The following is a 22,095-nucleotide window of genomic DNA, read 5'->3' as shown; positions in this document are numbered from 1 at the left end:
GGGGCAAAACCTCAATTAATCGGCAGAATTTAGAGGGGAGAGGTCTAACATGTTTGAATTAACGGAAAGTCAGCAAGACAGTGCCGTAATTAAAGTCGTTGGTGTCGGCGGCGGTGGTGGTAACGCGGTCGAGCACATGGTGACCGAAAACATCGATGGTGTTGAGTTTATATGTGCCAACACTGACGCTCAAGCACTCAAAAATTCAAATGCAAAAATCCATATCCAGTTGGGTGATGAGTTAACGAAAGGATTAGGCGCTGGTGCGAATCCAAGAATCGGTCGTGAAGCAGCCGAGGAAGACAGAGAAAGAATTAAAGAAGTTCTGGCTGGTGCTGATATGGTTTTTATCACTGCTGGTATGGGTGGTGGTACTGGTACAGGAGCTGCACCTGTCTTTGCTGAAGTGGCTAAAGAATTAGGTATTCTCACTGTTGCTGTAGTGACCAAACCCTTTTCGTTTGAAGGCAAACAGCGTGCCCTGGCTGCTGAAGAGGGAATTCGCCGTCTGGCTGAGCATGTCGATTCGTTAATCACGATTCCCAATAATAAGCTGCTTAGCGTTTTAGGCAAAAACATTAGTTTGCTGAATGCCTTTAAAGCCGCAAATAATGTCTTATTAGGTGCTGTAAAAGGTATTTCTGATTTGATTACACGTCCTGGCCTCATTAACGTTGACTTCGCGGATGTCCGCACCGTGATGTCAGAAATGGGTATGGCGATGATGGGTACAGGGAGTGCTACTGGTGAGCAACGAGCTCGTCAGGCAGCTGAAGCAGCGATTGCCTCTCCTTTACTGGAAGATGTTAATTTTTCTGGTGCCCGTGGTATTTTGGTCAATATTACTGCTGGTTTGGACATGTCGATTGGTGAATTTGAAGAAGTCGGCGATGTCGTTAAAGAATTTATTTCTGATGATGCAACGGTTGTGGTGGGTACGGTCATTGATCCTGAAATGACGGATGAGATGCGTGTCACTGTTATTGTTACCGGCCTTGGTGGCGATTCACGAACCCGCCATTCACAGCAACAACAAACAACAGTAAAAGCGCGCATTGCCGAATCAGTCCGCAGTGATGGCTCTCTGGATTATCAACAGTTTGACAGGCCTGCCGTTATACGTAAACAAGCAGCCGTTTCACCGAAACCTACCGTCAATGAAACGTCTGTACCCGATGTTGATTACCTGGATATTCCTGCCTTTTTGCGTCGGCAAGAAGAGCAAGTTGAGTAATATAAAAACGGCCTGAGGGCCGTTTTTTATGAACGACATAAAAAATTAGACTAATCAATTAATTGCTGTTATGATTTGGCAATTTATTGTGCGAAAAATATGGGATATCGAAAAGGTGATCACTGAATGATGCAACAAAGAACTATTAAGAAAGTCATTCAAGCAACGGGCGTTGGTTTGCATTCAGGAGAAAAAATTCTTCTGACTGCGCGCCCGGCTCCCATTAATACAGGTATTGTTTTCAGACGTACTGATTTAGACTCCGTGGTAGAAATCCCCGCTTTATATAATTACGTTGGCGATACAATGTTGTGCACCTCCTTGCAGCATCAGGGGGTTAAGGTTGCTACGGTAGAACACCTGCTTTCCGCGTTTGCCGGTCTGGGAATCGACAATGCTTATGTGGATGTCAATGCACCAGAAATTCCTATTATGGATGGCAGTGCTGCGCCCTTTGTATTCCTAATCCAATCGGCAGGGATACGGGAGCAGAGTGCTGCAAAGCGGTTTATTCGCATCCTCAAACCGATCCGTATTGAGGACCACGGGAAGTATGTACAGTTTTTGCCTTATGACGGGTATAAGGTTTCGTTTACAATCGATTTTGATCACCCCGTATTTAATGATAAACCCCAAACCGTTACCTTTGATCTGTCAGGGACTTCTTACGTCAGAGAGATTTGCCGGGCAAGAACCTTTGGTTTTCTGTCCGATTACGAGAAGTTGCGTGAATCTGATTTGGCCAAAGGAGGAAGTTTGGATAATGCGATTGTCGTTGATGATTATCGCGTATTGAATGAAGACGGCTTGCGTTTTTCTGGCGAATTTGTAACCCATAAAGTGCTGGATGCCATTGGTGATTTATATCTCCTCGGTTGTGGTTTGATTGGCGCGTTTGAAGGCTATAAGTCTGGCCATGGTTTGAATAACCGTCTCTTGCGCGAGTTAATGGTACGCCAGGATGCCTGGGAATATACCTATTTTGATGCGGAAAATTACCAGCCAGTAGTCGTAGGGGATTTTTTGCCTGCGGAAGCTTAAGCGTCACTGCCTATCTCCAGCACTGAATCACAAAAAATAGCTGATGACTTTGTGTTAATTAATTAATGTGTTGGTGACCTCTCCTATTTCAATTCCGTAGCCTGGATGAAAGCCGAAGGCTGTAATCCGGGATTAAGAGCCTAAAAAATTTTCTATTACACTACGTAACAACCCAGAACCAATTGGTTTCGTATAAATCGCATTCGCCCCCAAATGTAAACAAGTTTGTTGAATGTCGTCGCTCATGTGGGCTGAAATAATGATGATAGGCGTGTCTTTATTTAGCTCGTCATTACGAATGAAGGATAGTACGTCAATTCCGGGTTTATCGGGTAAACCTAAGTCCAAAATGATACAGTCGTAAGCTTGTTTTGACAGGCATTGCAAAGCCTCTGCAGCATTTCCTGCTGATGCAATCTGGTAATAGCGACCAAGTATTGCAAGATAAATTCGTTGGCAGACAGGATTATCTTCAATAATAAGTAGCTGGGGTTTGGCAATTCCCTTATCTTGGTAAACCATCTCTCGATTCTCATAACTAACTGGGTGAGTGATTATTTCTTAAGAAGAGTTGAAAAAAAAGTTCATAAAAAGGAACGAGATCGCTTAAAAAATTATCACTTTGTGAAGTACAGAGGAGGTTGAAAGTAAGTGAATTTCGGTTTTTAGAAAAATTTTCTGTAGTGTTTGCCAGGGCTTAAAAATTTCATTTGCAAGACACTACAGAATAAAATAGTATAAATCTGCGTTTGAAGTATTAAATGCAATAAAGGCGCTGATAGGAGGGACGCCAATCCCCCGCTACCAGCTAACCAAGTTTATCTATCAGGAGATAAAAATGGCTAAAAGCATCTTAGTCTATTTCAGTTTTAGTTTTCAATGGCTTGTCCGTAAGAAGCCGCCAAAATGTCCCATTATTTTTACAGTTTGAACATTAAGAGCATGGATTTCACGTGCTTTAGGTAGGGTTTTTCCTAAAAAATCTTAATGAATTCAACAGCTAGAGACACAGGGATTAATGTTTCAATTAATTCCTGTGCTATCGCTCACCTTTAAAAATAAAGGACAGTAATAATGAAAATAAACCGAGAAACTTTTACTAGAAAAAGTGATTTAATCGATAGCCCCTTTTTTAAACTCTTTGCTAAGAACTATCTGAACTATTTAGGCAATAGTAATCCCACTCCCAAGCAACTTGCTGAAATTCAAGCGTTACTTTCCAGTACTTGGATAAGACAACCGATTTGTTTCGATGTTCGCTTAAGTGAACAGGAGAAGCAGTGTATTTATTTATCCGCGCAAGGCAAAAGCCTTAAAGAAATTGCCTCTGTTTTGAAAGTATCCATACGAAGAATTAATTACTGTCGGCAATCCATCTTTCAAAAATTAGGGTGTAAAAATATAACAAGCGCGATTATTGTTGGCCTGCGTTTCGGGATAATCGATGCGGAGCATCTTTTGGAAGAAAGAGATTAACATCTTAGATACTCCCTTTAAAGGAAAGTATTAAAAGGTTACTTATTCTTCAAAACAATATCTAAGCTGGTGGCTATGCTATAATTTTAGCAGGTATTGTGCTTAGTAAGTAAGCTATGAGTATTAAAGAATGCGGGCTAAATTTTGATATTGCAGGGTCTGCTGATCTATTTGATCAACTAGATGCACCCACAAAAAATATAATTAAAGAAATTGATTCAATAGTTGGATTATTAGTTGACTCCTCGAGTATTATCGATAGAAAAATAAGGGGTAAAATCGATAATGAGAGCCGATGGTATAGCTATGTATTATCTGTGGATATAACACCTAGTGAGACGTTATTACTTAATAAAAAATTTATCGATATTTGTATAGATAATGAATTGTACAATTTATTAGATTGTAATGTCATATTTAGGTTTGAAACAGGTGAAGATTATGCCTCTAAGGACAATAAAGTTACTAGACATTGCTCGGGATCTCTATAACAGCAAAGTTCATGAGGAAGAGTATTACCGCTCCTCTACTAATCGAGCATACTACTGTATATTTCATCAATGTTCAGAAACAGCCATAACTAAATTAGGAACAACTCCCAAAAATGATAATTTTGGTCATGATGAATTACTAAGAGTCTTTAATAGTCATCATGCTAACCCCCCCACGAGAGTCGATAGAGATATTTGGAGGATTGCATATCTGTTAGGCCAAGTTAAAGATTTAAGAGTAGAGGCTGATTATATTTTAATGTTTCTTATAAGAAATCCCAAGCGGCAGACGCAATCAATTTCACAGAGGAAATTATTACATTATTAAATAGAATATAGAGTGCTAATAGTCTTGTTGAAGCATCATAAGCAAGGTGCTCATTCTTATAGACATATAAGTTAGTCATGTCTCATGCGTTACCCATCTAACTATTAAAATGACAACCCTATAGCAAGCGTAGTCTTCATAGGATATTAAATTAAAAAGGAAAAACCTGTTTTTTATAATTGATACGATACGATAACATTCTTTGTTAATGGGGAAATGAAATGTTTAATTGCTCTATTCATGATCCGGAGATTCTTCACGAAATAAGTTCTTTAGTTGCAAATAATGTTAGAGAAAGAAAAGACATTGAATATAAAAGAGAATGGAATATAAAAGATCCTACCAATACAATATTAAAGCCTGTTTGTGCTTTAGCCAATACCACAAATGGTTATATCATTTATGGAATCGACGAAAAGTCACCAGAAAAATTAGAGCTTTGCGGAATATCGATTCAAGATGTTGATCAAATCAAATTGCAATTAGAAAATTTAGTTAGAGATTGCATTGAACCAAGATTTTCTGGATTAGATATTGCTTTCCACGCTTTACCAGCGTCTGATAAGCATATTGGGATTGTTAGTGTGAAGAGAGGGTTAAGAGGCCCTCATCGAGACAATAAATCTTATAAATTTTATGCTAGGAACTCTGCAGGTTCATATCCCATGGATATAAATGAAATTAGAAATGCTTTTATTTCTTCCGCACACATTACTGAAAAAATCAAAGATTTTATCCAAGAGCGGTTAAAGATAATACGAGCTAAAATATGGCCTATACCGCTTTCTAATGGAGCAACGGTCGTACTTCATATAATTCCTCTTTCGTCCTTTATGAATGAAGAAAAATATACAGCGATTCAATTAAACGAGATCAGAACTCAATGGAAGCCCGAACCGTCTTATTTCAGATATGAGCATTGGGAAACCAGAATTATTTTAGAAGGGCTTCTCGGTTTAGGCCGTAGTAACGGAATATTTAATAGATATGATTTAATATGGCGAGAAGGTATCATTGAGGCAGTAAGTATATTTCCACCCTTATCAGTTAATGATCAACGTATATCCTGTTTGTCTTCAGAAAATTACGAGCGCATGATAATTAATGATATTAGACGGTTTCTACAAATTTATAATAATCTCAAGCAAGATGCTCCTTTTGTTCTTAGCATTTCTTATCTGGAATTAAATAATTATTCGCTTCATGCGGAAAATGGCATGCATAGTTTTGGCCGGGATTCTTTCCAACTAACTAGTGGAATTATAGAATCTTATAATGTTGACATAATAGAAATAGTTAAGCCTTTATTCGATTGTGTTTGGAATTGTTGTGGTTTGTTAGAATGTACAACAGATTTAAAAAATTTCTAATAGCTAATCTAATATAGAAACATGATTAGCATCGTAGCCTGGATGAAAGCCGAAGGCTGTAATCCGGGGATTTTAAACTGTGCTTGTATGCTGCGCTGTTTATTTGGGATCCCGGGTTTCGGCTGCGCCTGCACCCAGGCTACAAAAGTACTTCGTTACCCGCTGCACTTTATATACCGGGATTACTCCTTGCTTTCAGCTAGCTTGTAAAGGGCATTTTGTAAGGGTGGATAATTGCAGTGCTCTCCGGCTTCCTTAATGAAATGGCGAGCGGAGGTCGACAGTGTTTTTTTCTGATTTTTTGGAGCTGGACTTGTTTGCTGGCAGAACTCAGCAATGTGAATCTTGATCGAGGTCAATTGATATAATCCGGCCTCTTTCCTCAGTTTATCGCGCAAGACGGGCAGGCTATAGCGTAATTCCGTTGCCCAGGCCGCACTGGAAACGGTGAGCAGCAGGCAGCCTTTGTTAAAACTCCCTACCTGGCAATGCTCGGATAGCGGTGGAGTTAAGTAATGCCTGAGTTTACTATTTAGTTCGTCGAGCTGAATGGCGCGCTGGCAGATTTCAAGCAACTGCGGATTTAGGCAGCGGTTAATAGGGCGCATTGTTCAAAACCTGAATTAACAAAGGGATAGCATAGCAAATTTGTCGCATCTGCCATATGATATAGAAAATAATAGTTGAACGGACCGAGTATAACGTGACTGATTTAACCAGGCCAATGATGGCAGACAACAACGATGTGGTTTATTTTGCAAGACTTCATTGGCTTCTGTTTTTCTGGCCGGCAGTTCTCGCCTGTTTAGCCATCTATTTTGGTTTTACCTTTCCCACGTTAAAAGAGTTATCGCTTTTCCTTTTTGTCTTTGCTCTGGCGTGGGGAGGAATAACCTGGGTCAATTACCATTTCTCTTCACTGACCATCAAGAAAAAGCAAGTGATCCTGCGCACAGGCCTGCTGGTAAGGCAGACGATTGATATTCCTTTAACTAAAATAGAGAGTATTGATATCCGCCAATCCGTTTTAGGCAGTATTTTCGGGTATGGTTGTCTTGTGATAACGGGAACTGGCGGTACACGCCATATGATTAGCTATCTCCATAAACCCTTAACTTGCAGACGTTACATCGAACAATTGATGCATGGATAACGAGCATTGGTCCAGTCTTTATTTTACCCAGCCGATCTTATCAATCACGCCATTAACTGGTGGGTTGCAGCATCAAGTTGATTTAATTGAACTGGCGGATCGAAGCAAATGGATCGCTAAGAAATTTTCTTTGCCGACCTGGCTTGGTGCAATAACCCGGCAACGATTAGAATTCACCCAGGCTATAGCAACCATTGCAGCCAATCAACTCGGTTTGACCTTTTCTGCCAGGCACACCGAGGCAAATGATTGCCTGCTGACTGTCGATGGTCATTTTGCGTTGATTCTTCCCTACTGTGAAGGGAGCGTGCTGGAAGCAGTCGATTCTAAACAGGCTTACCTCCTTGGCAATAGACTGGCACAGCTGCATTTACTCCCTTTGCCTGGCGACGGTGCGGAACGTTTTCCTCCTATTGTACCGCCAGAAGGATGGGCTCATCTCCCTTGGTTAGGAGAACTCATTAATCACTGTAATCGCTATCGTGATTATGACTCGCAAAACTGGGTGGTTAGCCATCGAGATATCCACGTTAATAATATTATTTGGCGCGATCGTGAAACACCCCATGTCATTGATTGGGAAAGCGCAGGTTATATTCATCCCTTTGTTGAGTTGATAGGGCTTGCTGTAAACTGTGCAGGCATGGCTAATTCCGTCTTCGCAACAGAGCAGTTTCAAGCGACTTTGCTGGGTTATGCGGAATGTGCTGGTCACTTGCCCGGGATGGATGCTATTTTATGGCAGCAGACTTTGCACAGTTGGTTGCTTTGGTTGACGTATTGTTTGGAGCGGGGCTGGGAAAAAGAGGCCTGGCAAACCATAAAGGTTATTGAATTCATTGCTGATAGCATGGAGAACATGCAGCAGCTTTATGCCGGACTTTACCTGAAATTTAAAAAATAATTGTGTGCAAGCGCGCTCTTTTCCATTAACAAGCGAGCCATCCATGAAAATAATTGATTTACGCAGTGATACAGTTACCAGGCCAGGTAAAGCAATGCTTGCTGCCATGATGAATGCTGAAGTGGGTGACGATGTCTTTGGTGAAGATCCGACGGTCAGGATGCTGGAAGAATTGATTAGCGATAAAGCCGGTATGGAAGCAGCTGTCTTCTTACCTTCTGGAACACAATCCAATTTGATCGCGATTATGGCGCATTGTGAACGAGGGGATGAATACATTGTTGGGCAAACAGCCCACTGTTATTTATTAGAGGGGGGCGGGGCAGCGGTTTTAGGGAGTGTGCAACCGCAGCCGCTTGATTTTGAGCCGGATGGTACTTTGGCATTGGAAAAAGTGGCGTCAGCGATTAAACCAATCGATCACCATTACGCACGTACTAAATTACTTTGTCTTGAGAATACGGTTGACGGGCGGGTTTTACCACTGGCCTATTTGCAACAAATGAAACTTTTTTGTCAGCAACAGGGTCTTCAAAGCCACCTGGATGGGGCACGGGTTTTTAACGCAGCAGTGAAATTGCAGTGCTCCCTTAACGATATCAGTCATCATTTTAACTCGATTTCTATCTGCCTCTCCAAAAGTCTGGGTGCTCCCGTGGGCTCCGTTTTAGCAGGCAGTAGCGAATTCATTAAAAAAGCACGACGTTGGCGTAAAGTATTGGGCGGCGGTATGCGCCAGGCTGGCATTTTAGCGGCGGCAGGGATTTACGCGTTAGCGCATCATATCAACCGCTTGGCTGACGATCATGACAACGCCTTGTATTTGGCGAGTACGTTGGCTGAGCTTGAGGAAATCGATGTGGATACGGCTGCCTTGCAAACCAATATTATATTTATAAGGGTCAAACACCATTATAAAGAATTGCAAGCCTATTTGCAGGGAAGGGGAATAATCCTCCCTAAACAGCCTAATAAACAGGGCAGGGTAAGATTGGTTACTCATCTTGATGTGTCGAGAAAAGATTTGACGTTTGTGGGGCAAGCAATCAAGTCTTTTTATTGCAACGCGGTATCTGAGAGCAGTTAATTTTTTCGCAGTTTCCTTATGGGAAGAGACATAAAATGTTATTTGATTTACCTTATCATTTTCTTTTACCGCTTTTATTTTTAACAGGTCTCGTCGCTGGCACGGTCGATGCGATTGCTGGAGGCGGCGGTTTAATTAGTCTGCCCATGTTGCTAGGGGTGGGTGTGCCGCCACAGGTTGCATTGGGAACCAATAAGCTACAGGGGGCGATAGGGACTTTCGTAGCGTCTTGCGGCTATTATCGGCAAGGGCTGCTTTCACTGAATACAATCTATAAAGGATTAATGTGGGGAATTTTGGGCACCATACTCGGCGCTGTCGCGAGTCAGGTCCTGAATAGCGATATTTTAAGAAAAGTCATCCCCCTCCTGTTATTAGCCATCCTGATTTATACCATCTTTTCACCAAAACTGGGCTCAGAGGATGGGGAGCCAAAAATAAATGAATTTTGGTTTTATATCTTTTTTGGTTTTTTCCTGGGACTTTATGATGGTTTTTTTGGGCCCGGGACTGGTTCACTCTGGGTGTTTTCACTGACTTTTTTTCTTGGCTATAACTTTGTTAAGGCGTCTGCCTACACCAAGGTTTTTAATCTGAAAAGCAGCCTGATCGCGACACTCTGTTTTGCTTTCGGCGACAACATTGATTATACGCTTGCCCTGTGTATGGCCATGGGGCAATTAATAGGCGGCAGGATAGGCGTGTATTTTGCCATCAAGAACGGCGCCCGGTTAATCCGCCCTATCTTTATTTCTGTTGTTTCCACGACAATTATTACGCTGCTCTATAAAAGTTATGGGGGAGATCATTTTCTGCGACTCCTTCATACCTTCGGTTTAATACCTGCAGCCCTAGTCTTGGGGGTTTCTGTGATCAGCATGACAATCCTTTACCTTCGGCAAAGTAAACGAAGACGGCAGAGGCAGGAGGCCGACGCTGCAGTGGAAGGTCATTAGTCTATTTAAGCAAGGCCCTCACAAGTCAGGGCCTTGGGTATTTTTCGACCTTGATTTACATTTTGAGTGAAGCGGTGACATAGGGTCCGTCTACGGAAAAGCTGTCGGTGGTTTTTAATAGACTTTGCAGGAAAACAGCCCCTGAAACGATTCCTAACGAGCCCGGAACATAGGTAGAGGGGACATAATTTTGTATGGCATTCACATAAATAGCCGCCATATAACCAGCTTCTATGCTGAATAATTTATCGTTTGACTGCCGGGAATATTTAAGACCTAATTTTGCATCCAGCGCAGGGACAACTTGCACGAAGCTTTTATGCGATATCGATTGATGATTGACAGGAATCCCTGTGCCCGCCAATACACTTCCTGTACCTGTTGCGCCGGTAGAGGGTTGCTGACTGCCAATATAGAGATTTCCTGCTAATAACCCTACCGCATTGATATTATAAAATCCCTGGTATTCTCCATCGATACCTAAACGAATACCGGCCGCATTATATTTCGATTTGGTCGTTATGCCAAAGGTGTAAGGGCCTAATATGGGGTCAATACCAGAAAAATTGGCGATGATCTTTTGCTCTAGCCAGAGGCCGCTAACCCCTGCAAAAATGCGGGTTTTGAGATTGGGATCGAAATAGATATGTTTCGCAAGATCCGTATTAAAGACATCATAGCGGTATTGTAATTGACCATTTGCGGCGCTGGTTGTGCCGGCATCAGGGCCAACGTTCCAGAATGGTCCCGCCATTTGCTGTGCTGGGGGTGCTGCTCTGTTGACTGGGAAAGTTCCGTTGTCCGTGGTGCGCAAATGGGCCCAATAGAAATTGATATCATTGCCTGACTCAGGAAAAACGTGGCGGAAATTAAGTGAGAAACCCGCACTAAAATCGGGGTCAATGCCTTCTGGTTGCCAACTTGGTGAAAGAATAGGCGTAGGTACGTTTGAATTAAACGGATCCACTAATACCGCGTAATCATTGCTCCCGCCTGGACGCAAGAAAATAGCACCGGCAGAAAACTCATTTGATGCAGGCAAATTAGGAATATAGACATCAAATCGTCCTTCCTTAGCGCCCATTTCACCCGCTATCCCCGTTTGGAAGGGGGCCATTAAAATACTGAAGAGAGTAAACGATAGTAGTTTTTTGCTAAACATGAGTACGTCCTGTAAATCAAAATGTTAATCCCAATAAGTTGATAAAATACAAATCCAAGGTATATCCGTTAGCGTATCTCCTTTGTTCTTATCGAAAATTTACAGAGGATATATAAAAATAGTAATGGCGTATAGATCTTAAAGAGGTATTTCAAATAAATTAGTCGTCGACTTAGCAGGCTCCCGTGCTAGAGCACAGAAAGCCTGCTGCAAATAAAAGAGGTATGGTTTAAGGCAGGGAAAATGCTATTCCTCATCACTGCTGGAATAACCGCAGCCTTCATTGGGACACATAATTTGCCGGCCAGAACGTTTCGTTTCCTTCACGGTCAACAAGGGCCAGGCGCATTTGGGGCAAGGCTTATCAATGGGCTCGTTCCATAGCGCATAATCGCATTTAGGATAGCTGCCGCAAGAGAAAAATATTTTTCCTTTACGCGACTTACGCTTGAGGATCTTGGCACTATGGCATTTGGGACATTCAACCCCTGTATCAGCCGGTTTTTCCAACGGTTCTATATGGGTACATTGCGGATAATTGCCACAACCGATAAAACGGCCGTATCGACCTGTTTTAATATGCAGGGGCCCTGAACATTCAGGGCAATTCCGCCCTTCGACTACTTCAGGTTCTGATTTTTCGCCTTCGCCATTCGCACTGAGATCCTGGGTATAATCACAATCAGGGTACCCGGTACAACCGATGAAACGGCCTCGTTTTCCTAAGCGAATCGCCAGCGGTTTATCACATTTTGGACATTTATCATCGAGTATTTCTGTCGTCACATCTTTGCGCTGGACTTGCTCATCCGTATCATGAATCTGTTGAATAAAGGGTTGCCAAAATTCTTCCAACACCGGAATCCACTCTTTTTCACCACGTGATACAGCATCCAAAGTATCTTCCAATTGCGCAGTGAATTTGTAGTCGACATAACGCGTAAAGTGGCCTGTCAGGAAGCGATTAACTATCCTGCCAACGTCGGTGGGGAAGAAACGCTTCTTATCGACCACCACATATTCACGTTGCTGCAAGGTGTGAATAATTGATGCGTAGGTTGATGGTCGGCCTATATCATATTCTTCCAGTGCTTTAACAAGCGACGCCTCTGAGTAACGTGGCGGCGGTTCGGTAAAATGCTGGTTGGCAAGAATATCTTTCAGGCTAACTTTTTCACCTACCTTTAATGCAGGAAGTAACATTGCATTTTGTTCATCATCCGGCGAATCATCCCGCCCCTCTTCATAGACGGTAAGAAAACCAGGGAAGGTGATGGTTGAGCCATTGGCACGAAATAGATTGCCTTCACCACAGCTTAAGTCGACAGCGACTGTATCGACCAAGGCTTCGGCCATTTGACAGGCAATGGTCCGTTTCCAAATAAGGCTATAAAGCTTGAATTGCTCAGTAGTCAGCGCGGGCTGTACCATTTCTGGCGTGCGTTTAACCGACGTGGGTCGAATTGCTTCATGGGCTTCTTGCGCATTTTTCGACTTGGTTTTAAAAACGCGGGCAGTTTTAGGGCAATTATCATCACCATAACGCTCGCAAATGTACGCTCTAATTTCCTCTATCGCTTCATTGGCCAAATTGACGGAGTCAGTACGCATGTAGGTAATCAAACCCACGGTACCGGAACCAATATCGATCCCTTCATAGAGCTGCTGGGCAATCATCATGGTTTTACGCGCGGTAAACCCTAATTTGCGGGCAGCTTCCTGCTGGAGTGTGGAGGTAATAAAAGGCGCTGCCGGATTGCGTTTACGTTGTTTCTTTTCAACCTGTTCAACAAGCAGGTTACCCTGCGCCTGTTGAAGCAAGGCTTTTTGTATGTTGTGTGCCTGGTCTGCCCCATTAATCGTGAATTGTTGCAGTTTTTCACGGTTAAAATGGGTGAGTCTTGCTTCAAAAGGGGTGCTGCTATGCTGGCATTGGGCAATAATTCGCCAATATTCCTGCGCCACAAACCGCTCAATTTCTTCCTCGCGCTCTACAATGAGTCGTAACGCCGGGCTTTGCACGCGGCCGGCAGAAAGGCCACGACGAATTTTTTTCCATAGCAGCGGTGACAGATTGAAACCTACCAGATAATCTAATGCGCGTCTTGCCTGTTGCGCATTCACTAAATCCATTGAAATCTCGCGCGGATTATTTATCGCGTCTTGAATGGCTGATTTAGTGATTTCATTAAAAAAAATACGGTGAACTTCTTTGTTTTTGAGCAAATTACGTTCTTTCATTAACTCATAAACATGCCAGGAAATGGCTTCCCCTTCGCGATCCGGGTCAGTGGCAAGTAAGAGTGAGTCAGAATTTTTTAAGGCTTTGGCAATCGATTCGATATGTCGTGCATTTTTTTCGATCGGGTTATAGGTCATTGCGAATTTTTTATCAGGATTGACCGACCCTTTGCGGGGCGGTAAATCGCGCACATGGCCATAGGAGGCCAAGACATCATAATCTTTGCCTAAGTATTTTTGTATAGTTTTAGCTTTCGCGGGTGATTCCACGATAACCAAGTGTTTGCTCATAGCTAAATAAACCTTTCCTTGTGGTAACGATCAATGTAACGGTAATTCGTCTTCTTTTTGATATAGCACAAGATCAAGAAAAGCTAATTGAGCTGCATCAAGATTTTCAGCCAGTGTGTTTCGAATAGTCCATTTTGTTTCCTGCAGGGTAACAAAACGGGACTCGGAGAATAACAGCTGATTGATAATTATTTCGAGTGTTTCTGATTCCACGATTCCCCAGGACATTAAGCGGGTTATAAATTGGTAGCTGGCTTTGGTCAATCGCATCTTTTCATCGGCTGTAAAAACGCGCATCGCAGTGTCTTGCGCGGGCTTTATAACCACGGTCCGGCTTTCAATGCTTGACGTTTCATAAACGTCACTGTCGTCTTCTTGTTCATTCTCATTAGGTGTAGCAGAGGTGGTGCTTTCCTTTAATTGGGATAAACTTTTTTCAAAAAAATTCATTAACATTTCAAACAAGCTATCTTTCATAATTAACACCTCATGTAACCACCGGGAACGGCTTTGACAATTCCCTGTAATTCTAATGTAACCAGGTTGCAGGTTACTTCTTCAACATTTAAACCACTGCGTGCCATCATCTGATCAACAGTAGTTACTTCAAACCCAATGCACTTTACTAGGTTTTCATTATCCGTGGCAAGGGATTGCCTCAGGTCATTTTGTTTCGCTTGCGGATTAGCCAAGCCTAGTTCATCTAATACATCCTGACTGGATGTTACCAATCTGGCTCCCTGCTGCAGCAGGTGATGGCAACCTCTGGCCTGTGGATTGAGGAGCGATCCCGGCACCGCAAGAACATCACGATTTTGCTCCAGCGCCAGACGCGCTGTGATCAAAGAACCGCTCCGAATTGCTGCCTCAACGACCAATGTGGCTAATGATAAACCGCTTATTATACGATTTCTGCGTGGAAAATGTCCAGCTGTTGGTGCAGTTTTTAGCGAAAATTCACTGATAAGCAGGCCATTTTGACTTATTTCGGCAGCCAATTGAGCGTTTTGTCGTGGATAAATACGATCAATCCCGGTAGCCATTACTGCGACTGTTTTCCCCCGGGCATCCAGGCTGCCGCGATGGGCTTGGGTATCAATACCCTGTGCCAGGCCACTAACGACGGTAAGATGATTCATTGTCAGCTCATAGGCAAAGCGTCGGGCAAGTTCGCTACCTGTTATAGAGGGCTTTCGACTACCCACGATGGCGATGGCTGGTTGTTGCAGGCAGGATAATTCGCCAATTGCATACAAGATGAGCGGAGGGTCATGAATTTCTTTCAATAAGGTCGGGTAATTGCTGTCTTCCCAAGTTAACAAATGGTGATTGCTCTTTTCTTGCCAGCGAAAATCGGCTTCCAGTTCCTTAAAATGAAAGCTGCTGATTGCCTGAGCCATTTTAGCGGGTAAGCCTGCTTGCTGTAATTGTCGCTCGGATAAGCGAAACATTTCTTCCAGATCGGGCCAGCGCTGCAATAATTTTACCAGGGTACGGGGACCAATCTGCTCTATTTTATTTAAGGCGATAAGATACGGTTTATTATTCATGGCTGAATGGTGCAGTCCTTTTCAAAGGTCATGGCAGGCATGAGCAAACAGGCTGCAACGGGTTGTTCTACGGTCAGGAATCCTGATAAATTTCCCGTGGCAGCGAAACAGCGAATAAAAAGGCGTTCATTGCCAAAGGATGATGACACAGGAACGAAGCGTAGTGTCACACTGATGTTATCGTCCGTGAGCCTGGGCATGCATCTTGCAGCCATACGAGGTATTGGGGATAATAGCACGCATTATTAGGTAGGAAACAGATATTTTATGGCTATCCGCAAGATTATTTATTTACCTGACGAACGGTTAAGACTCAAAGCAAAACCTGTTGAACAATTTGATGATGACTTACAAACGCTCATTGATGATATGTTCGACACGATGTACCACGCCAATGGGGTTGGACTGGCTGCACCACAGATAGGCATCAGCCTCCGTTTATCAGTGGTGGATGTCATTGGTGATAAAAAACAGCAATTGGTATTGGTTAATCCTGAAATTATTGCCAAAGAAGGCGAGGCTGAATATCAGGAAGGATGCCTTTCTGTGCCCGGCGCTTACGATACGGTGATCCGAGCCAAGAAAGTGACCATTCGGGCACAAGATCGTTTTGGCAAACCCTTTGAAATGACTGCTGAGGGGCTTTTGGGCGAATGTTTTCAACATGAAATTGATCACTTAAACGGCAAGCTTTTTGTTGATCTGCTTTCCCCTCTTAAGCGTGCGATGGCAAGAAGAAAGCTGGATAAATTTAAACGGTTGAATGTACGCAAGTTATGAGTAGTTTAAATATCGTTTTTGCGGGTACGCCTGAATTTGCAATCCCGTCACTTGATGCGCTTGCCGAGTCTTCCCATCGTTTGTTGGCAGTCTACACGCAGCCCGACAGGCCTGCTGGACGTGGACGTAAATTACAGCCATCAGCAGTTAAAAGTTGGGCGTTGTCTCATGAAATACCCGTTTACCAACCCCTTAATTTTAAAAGTGAACAAGCGATTACGGAGCTGGCGCAATTAAAGCCAGATATTCTTGTAGTGATTGCTTATGGTTTAATTTTGCCCAAAGTTGTGTTGGCTTTACCTCGTTTGGGCTGTATTAATTCTCACGCGTCTTTATTACCCCGCTGGCGTGGCGCATCGCCTATCCAGCAGGCTGTGTTACATGGTGATGACGAGTCTGGAGTCACCATCATGCAAATGGATGCTGGCATGGATACCGGCGCTAAATTGGCCGAAATCAGCTGTCCTATTTTTTCTGAAGATACGGCAGGCAGTTTGCACGACAGACTCGCCCAATTGGCGGTAAGGCCCTTGTTATCCACGCTTGACGCCCTTGCCTGCGGGCAGGCAAAACCAATTCCTCAGGACAATAGCCAGGCTACTTATGCGGGAAAAATAAAAAAAGAAGATGCCGCAATTAATTGGCAGCGCCCAGCAACTGAGATCGTTAATCAGGTGCGTGCATTTAATCCCTGGCCCATTGCTTATACACAAGCCGGTGAAGAGCTCCTACGGATCCATCAGGCTCATGTCGTCGCCAATACAAGCTCAGCGGAACCCGGCACAATCCTGTCTATCGATAAAAAAGGCATTTTAGTTGCTGCAGGTCATCAAGCGGTCATGATTGATTATTTGCAATTTCCAGGCGCCAAGGTAATGCCTGTCTCTGCCTGGTTGAATTCGGGTCGAGCGCAACACTATATTCATTTGGTCCTGCGATGAAAAAAAATGAGCGCTTACAAGCGCTGCGTATTTTAGTGAAATTACTCCAAGAGAGAACGCCGCTTTCTCATCTGTTTCAAGCACAGAGTGAGTTGACTCCATTAACAAAAGAAATTTGTTTTGGTGTTTGCCGTCATTATTTTCGCCTGCAGGCGATAGCGGATTGCCTGGTTGATAAACACCCCAAAGCAGTCGATGTTTGGTTGGTTTTGCTGATTGGTCTTTATCAGCTCCATTTTATGCAAAAGCCTGATTATGCCGTCGTCAAAGAAACCGTTGCCTTGCTTGATCCACTTAAAAAATCCTGGGCAAAGGGATTAGTGAATGCGGTTTTAAGAACCTATTGCCGTGAGCAAGCTGCCCTGGTGGCTCGTCTGCAAACTAACCCTGATTTTCTTTATGGGCATCCGGCCTGGTTTGTACAGCGTTTGAAAAAGGATTGGCCTGACGATTGGCAAAACATTCTTCAGGCCAATGACGCTCATCCTCCAATGAGTTTGCGGGTGAATCAACAACGAGGTGACCGAGCAGCTTACCTGGAGCGGTTACATCAAAACGGCATGAAAGCCTCCCCGACAATGGATGCAATCCAGGGCATTACCCTGGAAAATGCGTGTAATGTGGATGATTTACCCGGTTTTAGTTGTGGTGATGTTTCTGTGCAGGATGAAGCAGCACAATTCGCTGTTTCACTGCTAGCCTTGCAACCTGAGTTGCGCTTACTGGATGCTTGTTGTGCCCCTGGTGGTAAAACCTGCCACATTCTTGAAACCGAGCCGGCATTGAAAGCTTGTATTGCCCTTGATATTGAGGAAAAGCGTTTGCAACGGGTGAGAGAGAATCTGACTCGTTTAAACCTGAAGGCAACGCTACTGCAGGGTGACGGACTCAAACCAGAGTCGTGGTGGGATGGACAGCTTTTTGAACGGATTCTCCTTGATGCGCCTTGTTCCGCAACGGGCGTTATCCGACGTCATTCGGATATTAAATTATTGCGAACAGAGGCCGAGGTGACTGAAATTACCCACCTACAGCGTGCGCTGTTAGAAAGCTTGTGGCCTTTACTTGCGCCACAGGGTTTGCTGGTTTATGCCACTTGTTCAATACTCAAAGAGGAAAATGAACTGCAAATTGCCCAATTTGTGGCGAAGCACCCGGACTGCCAGGTAGTGACTGGACAAAAAAGCTGGGGTCGAGTGACAGGCTATGGGTGGCAAATTTTCCCGGGGGAAAACAATAGGGATGGGTTTTTCTATAGTGTGCTTAGGAAGGGATAAATGATGCAAATTAATTGGCCGTTAATCATTGTATTATTTTGTTTATCGTTGCCCGGCGTCGTGATTGCTGTGCCGCGTTTGATTTATTTGTTATTACCAGAAAATAGCGAACAATTAAAAAAACGACTCAGTAAATTGGCTGTTGCGCAGACCTTGTTAATGGTTTTCCTAATGTGTTTTGCCGGCGCAGTCTTGTCGGTACGTACAGGCCTTAATGCCACTCTTTTAGATTCCTTGTTACAAGGCAAAAGCATCAGGGGTGATATCGCGGGTATTTTCCCCGTTTTTTTATACACTGTTGGAGGCCTGGTGGTGTTTTTTATCCTTTACTACGGTGTGGTCGGTAGTATTTTGGATGAGGCGAGCCTACAGATAATGAGAAGAATACGTGCAGTCTTGCATCTGGATGGCTGTATTTTATATGGCGGCGTCGTGGAGGAAATTCTTGGTCGTTGGGGATTAATGAATGTCATCGCTTTTTTCGCCATCTTTTTTGCGGGAGAAAAAACGCCTATTGTCATGTGGAGCACAATTGTCCTGAGTGGTCTGCTGCTAACAGCAGGACATATTCCTGCCTATCTTGCTGCTGGTTGTCAGGCAAGTCGCCGTTTCATTTATGCCATGCTGTTGCTTCATGGTTGGCAAGCAATCCTTTTTGGCTGGCTTTTTTGGCAATATGGCTTTATTGCCACGGTCTTTGCCCATATGATCTTCCATTTAGGCTGGTATCTGTACGATAGACCGTAAAGATTGTGTAAAAAAACCCCGTCTTAATATTCAGTTAAGTTGATAGCCTTAATCTCTAAGCTAATGATAACTTTATTAGCGATAGTTTAAATGTCCCGTTTCAAGCAATTCAGCAGTGAGTTTGCAGAGCTGACCAAAGCAGTAGCTCAAACACCGGATAATTACGATAAGAAGGCCGAGACCTTAGGTCTGATGGCGCAAATGAAAGCGCTGGCTACTAGTGGTGATACGATGGCGCAGTATCGGTTAGCACAAGCGTATCCTAAACACTCAGCCCCTTATTTTGAATGGATGCAGGCTGCAGCTTGCCAAGGGTTTACCAATGCCATGTTAGCTTTGAGTACGGCATTGCTAGAAACCAAGGCTGTTTCTGCGATTCAGCAGGCAGCAAAATACCTGGTGCAGATTTTACGCTCAGAGGATAGTTACATCAAAGATGAAGCAACCGCTTTGATGGATTCTCACCGCTTGTTAAAAGCTGAAGTGAATCGACAAATGGGTAAAACGAATGTGGGTAGAACAGCCGTCAGCTTTTTTGCCAAGGATGCTGATGAAGTGATTCATTGCCGACCCCAGTCTCAAACCAGTATAAAGCCCTAATTGGTCATTGATTGACTCGTCTGTATGGGCGGTTAGAGATTGCATCTCTTCAAGCCCTTATGAAACAATAGACTTTCTCTCTGGTTCTCGTTAGTTGTCTATGAAAAGGGTATTCAAAACAATTCCTATCGACTTACTACAGGCTGGGCGCTATCAGCCGCGTAAGCATTTTTCGGAAGCGGCATTACAAGAACTGGCCGACTCCATTCTTACCCAAGGGTTGATTGAACCTTTAGTGGTTCGAGAAATCACTGCCAACCAATACGAAATTATTGCCGGTGAGCGACGATGGCGTGCAGCGATGTTGGTCGGTGTAAACGAGTTACCTTGCTTAATCGGTAACTATAGTGATCAACAGGCGGCAGCCGTCACGCTAATAGAAAACATTCAACGCGAAGATTTAAATCTGATTGAAGAAGCTAGCGGCTATCAACGGTTACAGCAGGAATTTCACTTTCAGCAAGATGAAATTGCAGTACTTGTCGGAAAATCGCGCAGTCATATTGCTAATCTGCTGCGCCTGTTGACGCTTTGTGACCCGGTACAAGAGAAAATAAAAACGGGGCAATTATCGCTTGGCCATGCAAGGATGTTAGTCGGCCTGCAAGCCAGACAACAAATGAATTTAGCCATTGAAATCGAAGAAAAAGGGTGGTCCGTCCGGCAGTTGGAAAAAAAAGTAAGGGAGCTAAAAGCCGGAGAGTTACCCCCGCGTGATCCTCAACGAGATCGGGATATCGAGCGCCTGCAAAGTACCCTCGCAGAACAAATTGGCAGTCCTGTCCAGATTGTCAGTGAAAATGGGCAAGGGGGCTGGTTACAAATTAAATTTTTCGACAATGACACATTAGCTGGCCTGCTAGAGCGTATGGGCTTGCGTTATGACTAGTGTTTTTCCAGCCTTTAAGAATGAGTCTACCCAGGAAGTCAAAGCGATCAAAACGTGCTAGGGGCGCCTATTGGTTTGGTCTAACAAACGTCCCCTGTGGCGCTCTAAGCTATTGTGGGTGCAGCAAACACTAGAAATAGGTAAGTCCTGCATGTTTGGATCATTCGGTTTAAACAAACATTGCTCAACACTTACCTACAAAATGGCTTGTATTACTTACCACCGGCACGGTAGACCTTGTAGCTAAGGGAGTAGGAAAAAACGTATTCCTGTTAGGTTGTATTGCTGCAACTTGGGGGAAAGTATCAGGATTATTAAAATCAATAGCCAAATGTTGTAGTAGTATTAACGCAGTGCTTTTATCTTTCTGATAGTGCCCCATCTCTCTAGAAAACGAGGTGGAATAGCCTCTTAGTGCAGCTATAAGACTCTCCGTTAACAATACCTCATTATTTAATACATGATGGACAGCCTCCTTTAAAAGTTTACGGAGTGTGTCGGCTTGTTCGCGAGGACAACCGTATTTTATTCCTCGTATGAGTGTTTCATCGATTGTTCGCGTTATATCTAAATATTGCTCAAGAAGTTCACCCTTTTTATTCGTGTCGGCTAGCTTTTGATGTATTTCGCGCAGGACTCGCAAATAAGGACTATCTGCTTTAATTGGGGTATTCGTACCCGATAAGGCAGATAAAGCAAATTTTAATAACTGTTGCGGTCCTTCATCTTCAAGATCTAATTTAGACCACCATTTCCAATCCTCTTGCTGCTGAGTCGCTGCGGCTAAATCAGCATCAAGGGTTTGGGGGGCATAATAATGATAGCTGCTTTTGTCCAATAACTCAGAGAGTTCGCTAATCATATCCCCATCTTTATTGAACTCTTTTTTCGGTATAGAAACAAAGCGCGCATAAATTAATCCTTTCCCTCCCAGTAATACTTCATCATCAGTGCGTTGTTTTTCTCTTAATGCAATGACAAGATCACTGGTATAAAACACTTGGGGATTGATAGTATTGTAATGAGGCAACTGCCATACAGTTCCTTCTTTTTTAAATAGACAGTTTTCACCACGCTCTTCTGTCCCTCCAGATAACCTGATTTCTTCACAGATGCGTTTAGGGATAAAAATAAAATGAAGATAATCATTGCCTGAGTCGACATATCTCAGGATTGTATCGATTACATGACCATTTTCTTTAATAGGAAAGGCACTTAAATAGCCAGAGTCTATAAAAAGGCGTTCTAATTCTTTTCCCGGTTTAGTGGGTATATTAAGGTGTTCAGCTGGGAGTACCTTAAAGCGCTCTCGATTAACTAAACCCTCCAGCGTAACACGTTCTCGTTTATCTGTACGGCCAAAAATATAATAAGGGGAGAGGGTACTCTCTTCTACCTTCAATCTTTTTTCAGAGGATGAACCTGGAGCCATTGCAGAGGATACTTTACGCTTCATAGGAGAACCAGTTAAAAAAAATCGTATTGTATAATAATTGATCTTTATGATCAAGTTTTGATTTGTAATGGTCTCTCTGAAATAATGCAACGGTGTTATTTTTTACAGGGTTGCGTTTCAG

The 22,095-nt window shown here is 43.4% G+C and carries 23 protein-coding genes; 16 read left to right on the top strand and 7 right to left on the bottom strand.

The genetic code is table 11. The features are described from left to right. Positions 1–49: 49 nt before the first annotated feature. Both ftsZ and lpxC read left to right on the top strand, forming a co-directional pair. Positions 50–1,234, top strand: coding sequence for a cell division protein FtsZ (gene ftsZ, locus DYC89_RS13325; RefSeq protein WP_115222228.1), 1,185 nt, complete (start codon positions 50–52; stop codon positions 1,232–1,234). 126 nt (positions 1,235–1,360) lie between these two features. After that, positions 1,361–2,275 carry a UDP-3-O-acyl-N-acetylglucosamine deacetylase gene (gene lpxC, locus DYC89_RS13320; protein ID WP_115222227.1) on the top strand — a complete coding sequence of 305 codons (915 nt, stop codon included), beginning with the start codon at positions 1,361–1,363 and terminating at the stop codon, positions 2,273–2,275. A gap of 132 nt (positions 2,276–2,407) precedes the next feature. On the opposite strand, the gene DYC89_RS13315 is transcribed toward lpxC, so the two are convergent. Beyond that, positions 2,408–2,797, bottom strand: coding sequence for a response regulator (locus DYC89_RS13315; RefSeq protein ID WP_115222226.1), 390 nt, complete (start codon positions 2,795–2,797; stop codon positions 2,408–2,410). A 552-nt stretch (positions 2,798–3,349) separates the two neighbouring features. Here DYC89_RS13315 and DYC89_RS13310 point away from each other — a divergent pair. The 3 genes from DYC89_RS13310 (at position 3,350) to DYC89_RS13300 (ending at position 5,940) form a co-directional block, all read left to right on the top strand. Beyond that, positions 3,350–3,751 (top strand): helix-turn-helix transcriptional regulator, encoded by a 402-nt coding sequence (locus DYC89_RS13310; RefSeq protein WP_115222225.1) that lies wholly within the window; start codon positions 3,350–3,352, stop codon positions 3,749–3,751. A 116-nt stretch (positions 3,752–3,867) separates the two neighbouring features. Further along, a complete protein-coding gene (locus DYC89_RS13305; protein WP_115222224.1) occupies positions 3,868–4,242 on the top strand; it encodes a hypothetical protein in 375 nt (124 codons plus the stop codon). Positions 4,243–4,791: 549 nt separating this feature from the next. After that, positions 4,792–5,940 (top strand): AlbA family DNA-binding domain-containing protein, encoded by a 1,149-nt coding sequence (locus DYC89_RS13300; protein WP_115222223.1) that lies wholly within the window; start codon positions 4,792–4,794, stop codon positions 5,938–5,940. A gap of 182 nt (positions 5,941–6,122) precedes the next feature. Here DYC89_RS13300 and DYC89_RS13295 read toward each other — a convergent pair whose 3' ends face one another. Then, positions 6,123–6,548, bottom strand: a complete 426-nt coding sequence (locus DYC89_RS13295; protein ID WP_115222222.1) for a DUF721 domain-containing protein — start codon at positions 6,546–6,548, stop codon at positions 6,123–6,125. 119 nt (positions 6,549–6,667) lie between these two features. Between DYC89_RS13295 and DYC89_RS13290 the strand changes: the two genes are divergently transcribed. From DYC89_RS13290 to DYC89_RS13275, 4 genes are read left to right on the top strand one after another with little or no spacing between them, the layout of a single operon-like run. Then, positions 6,668–7,093 carry a PH domain-containing protein gene (locus DYC89_RS13290; RefSeq protein WP_115222221.1) on the top strand — a complete coding sequence of 142 codons (426 nt, stop codon included), beginning with the start codon at positions 6,668–6,670 and terminating at the stop codon, positions 7,091–7,093. Then, positions 7,086–7,997 (top strand): phosphotransferase enzyme family protein, encoded by a 912-nt coding sequence (locus DYC89_RS13285; protein WP_115222220.1) that lies wholly within the window; start codon positions 7,086–7,088, stop codon positions 7,995–7,997. Before DYC89_RS13290 ends, DYC89_RS13285 begins: the two co-directional genes overlap by 8 nt. A 43-nt stretch (positions 7,998–8,040) precedes the next feature. Continuing rightward, positions 8,041–9,084, top strand: a complete 1,044-nt coding sequence (gene ltaE, locus DYC89_RS13280) for a low-specificity L-threonine aldolase (RefSeq protein WP_115222219.1) — start codon at positions 8,041–8,043, stop codon at positions 9,082–9,084. Positions 9,085–9,119: 35 nt separating this feature from the next. After that, positions 9,120–10,040 (top strand): TSUP family transporter, encoded by a 921-nt coding sequence (locus tag DYC89_RS13275; protein WP_115222218.1) that lies wholly within the window; start codon positions 9,120–9,122, stop codon positions 10,038–10,040. Between the two features lie 55 nt (positions 10,041–10,095). On the opposite strand, the gene DYC89_RS13270 is transcribed toward DYC89_RS13275, so the two are convergent. The 4 genes from DYC89_RS13270 to dprA form a co-directional block, all read right to left on the bottom strand. After that, positions 10,096–11,202: an Lpg1974 family pore-forming outer membrane protein gene (locus DYC89_RS13270; RefSeq protein ID WP_115222217.1), complete on the bottom strand. Its 1,107-nt coding sequence runs from the start codon at positions 11,200–11,202 to the stop codon at positions 10,096–10,098. Positions 11,203–11,448: 246 nt separating this feature from the next. Next, the gene (gene topA / locus DYC89_RS13265; protein ID WP_115222216.1) at positions 11,449–13,734 is read right to left on the bottom strand and encodes a type I DNA topoisomerase; all 2,286 of its coding nucleotides are present in this window, start codon (positions 13,732–13,734) and stop codon (positions 11,449–11,451) included. 30 nt (positions 13,735–13,764) lie between these two features. Next, complete coding sequence (locus DYC89_RS13260) at positions 13,765–14,211, bottom strand: DUF494 family protein (RefSeq protein ID WP_115222215.1); 447 nt, start codon at positions 14,209–14,211, stop codon at positions 13,765–13,767. 2 nt (positions 14,212–14,213) lie between these two features. Next, positions 14,214–15,284 carry a DNA-processing protein DprA gene (gene dprA / locus DYC89_RS13255; RefSeq protein ID WP_115222214.1) on the bottom strand — a complete coding sequence of 357 codons (1,071 nt, stop codon included), beginning with the start codon at positions 15,282–15,284 and terminating at the stop codon, positions 14,214–14,216. Between the two features lie 39 nt (positions 15,285–15,323). Between dprA and DYC89_RS13250 the strand changes: the two genes are divergently transcribed. The 7 genes from DYC89_RS13250 to DYC89_RS13220 all read left to right on the top strand — a co-directional run bounded on the left by DYC89_RS13250 (position 15,324) and on the right by DYC89_RS13220 (position 20,518). Beyond that, complete coding sequence (locus DYC89_RS13250) at positions 15,324–15,533, top strand: hypothetical protein (RefSeq protein ID WP_147285511.1); 210 nt, start codon at positions 15,324–15,326, stop codon at positions 15,531–15,533. An 18-nt stretch (positions 15,534–15,551) separates the two neighbouring features. Further along, entirely contained in the window at positions 15,552–16,064 is a 513-nt protein-coding gene (def, locus tag DYC89_RS13245) for a peptide deformylase (protein WP_115222212.1), read from the top strand. Then, a complete protein-coding gene (gene fmt, locus DYC89_RS13240) occupies positions 16,061–17,005 on the top strand; it encodes a methionyl-tRNA formyltransferase (protein WP_115222211.1) in 945 nt (314 codons plus the stop codon). Before def ends, fmt begins: the two co-directional genes overlap by 4 nt. Further along, entirely contained in the window at positions 17,002–18,282 is a 1,281-nt protein-coding gene (rsmB, locus tag DYC89_RS13235) for a 16S rRNA (cytosine(967)-C(5))-methyltransferase RsmB (protein ID WP_115222210.1), read from the top strand. Before fmt ends, rsmB begins: the two co-directional genes overlap by 4 nt. A gap of 3 nt (positions 18,283–18,285) precedes the next feature. Continuing rightward, positions 18,286–19,029: a CPBP family intramembrane metalloprotease gene (locus tag DYC89_RS13230; protein WP_115222768.1), complete on the top strand. Its 744-nt coding sequence runs from the start codon at positions 18,286–18,288 to the stop codon at positions 19,027–19,029. A 90-nt stretch (positions 19,030–19,119) separates the two neighbouring features. Beyond that, positions 19,120–19,629 carry a hypothetical protein gene (locus tag DYC89_RS13225; protein WP_115222209.1) on the top strand — a complete coding sequence of 170 codons (510 nt, stop codon included), beginning with the start codon at positions 19,120–19,122 and terminating at the stop codon, positions 19,627–19,629. 100 nt (positions 19,630–19,729) lie between these two features. After that, a complete protein-coding gene (locus DYC89_RS13220; RefSeq protein WP_115222208.1) occupies positions 19,730–20,518 on the top strand; it encodes a ParB/RepB/Spo0J family partition protein in 789 nt (262 codons plus the stop codon). Positions 20,519–20,702: 184 nt separating this feature from the next. Here DYC89_RS13220 and DYC89_RS13215 read toward each other — a convergent pair whose 3' ends face one another. Next, positions 20,703–21,974, bottom strand: a complete 1,272-nt coding sequence (locus tag DYC89_RS13215) for a hypothetical protein (RefSeq protein ID WP_115222207.1) — start codon at positions 21,972–21,974, stop codon at positions 20,703–20,705. Between the last annotated feature and the right edge of the window lie 121 nt (positions 21,975–22,095).

This window comes from Legionella donaldsonii (assembly GCF_900452385.1).
Taxonomy (GTDB): Bacteria; Pseudomonadota; Gammaproteobacteria; order Legionellales; family Legionellaceae; genus Tatlockia; species Tatlockia donaldsonii.
The sequence above is the reverse complement of the archived record's forward strand: the minus strand, read 5'-3'. Positions and strand labels throughout refer to the sequence as shown.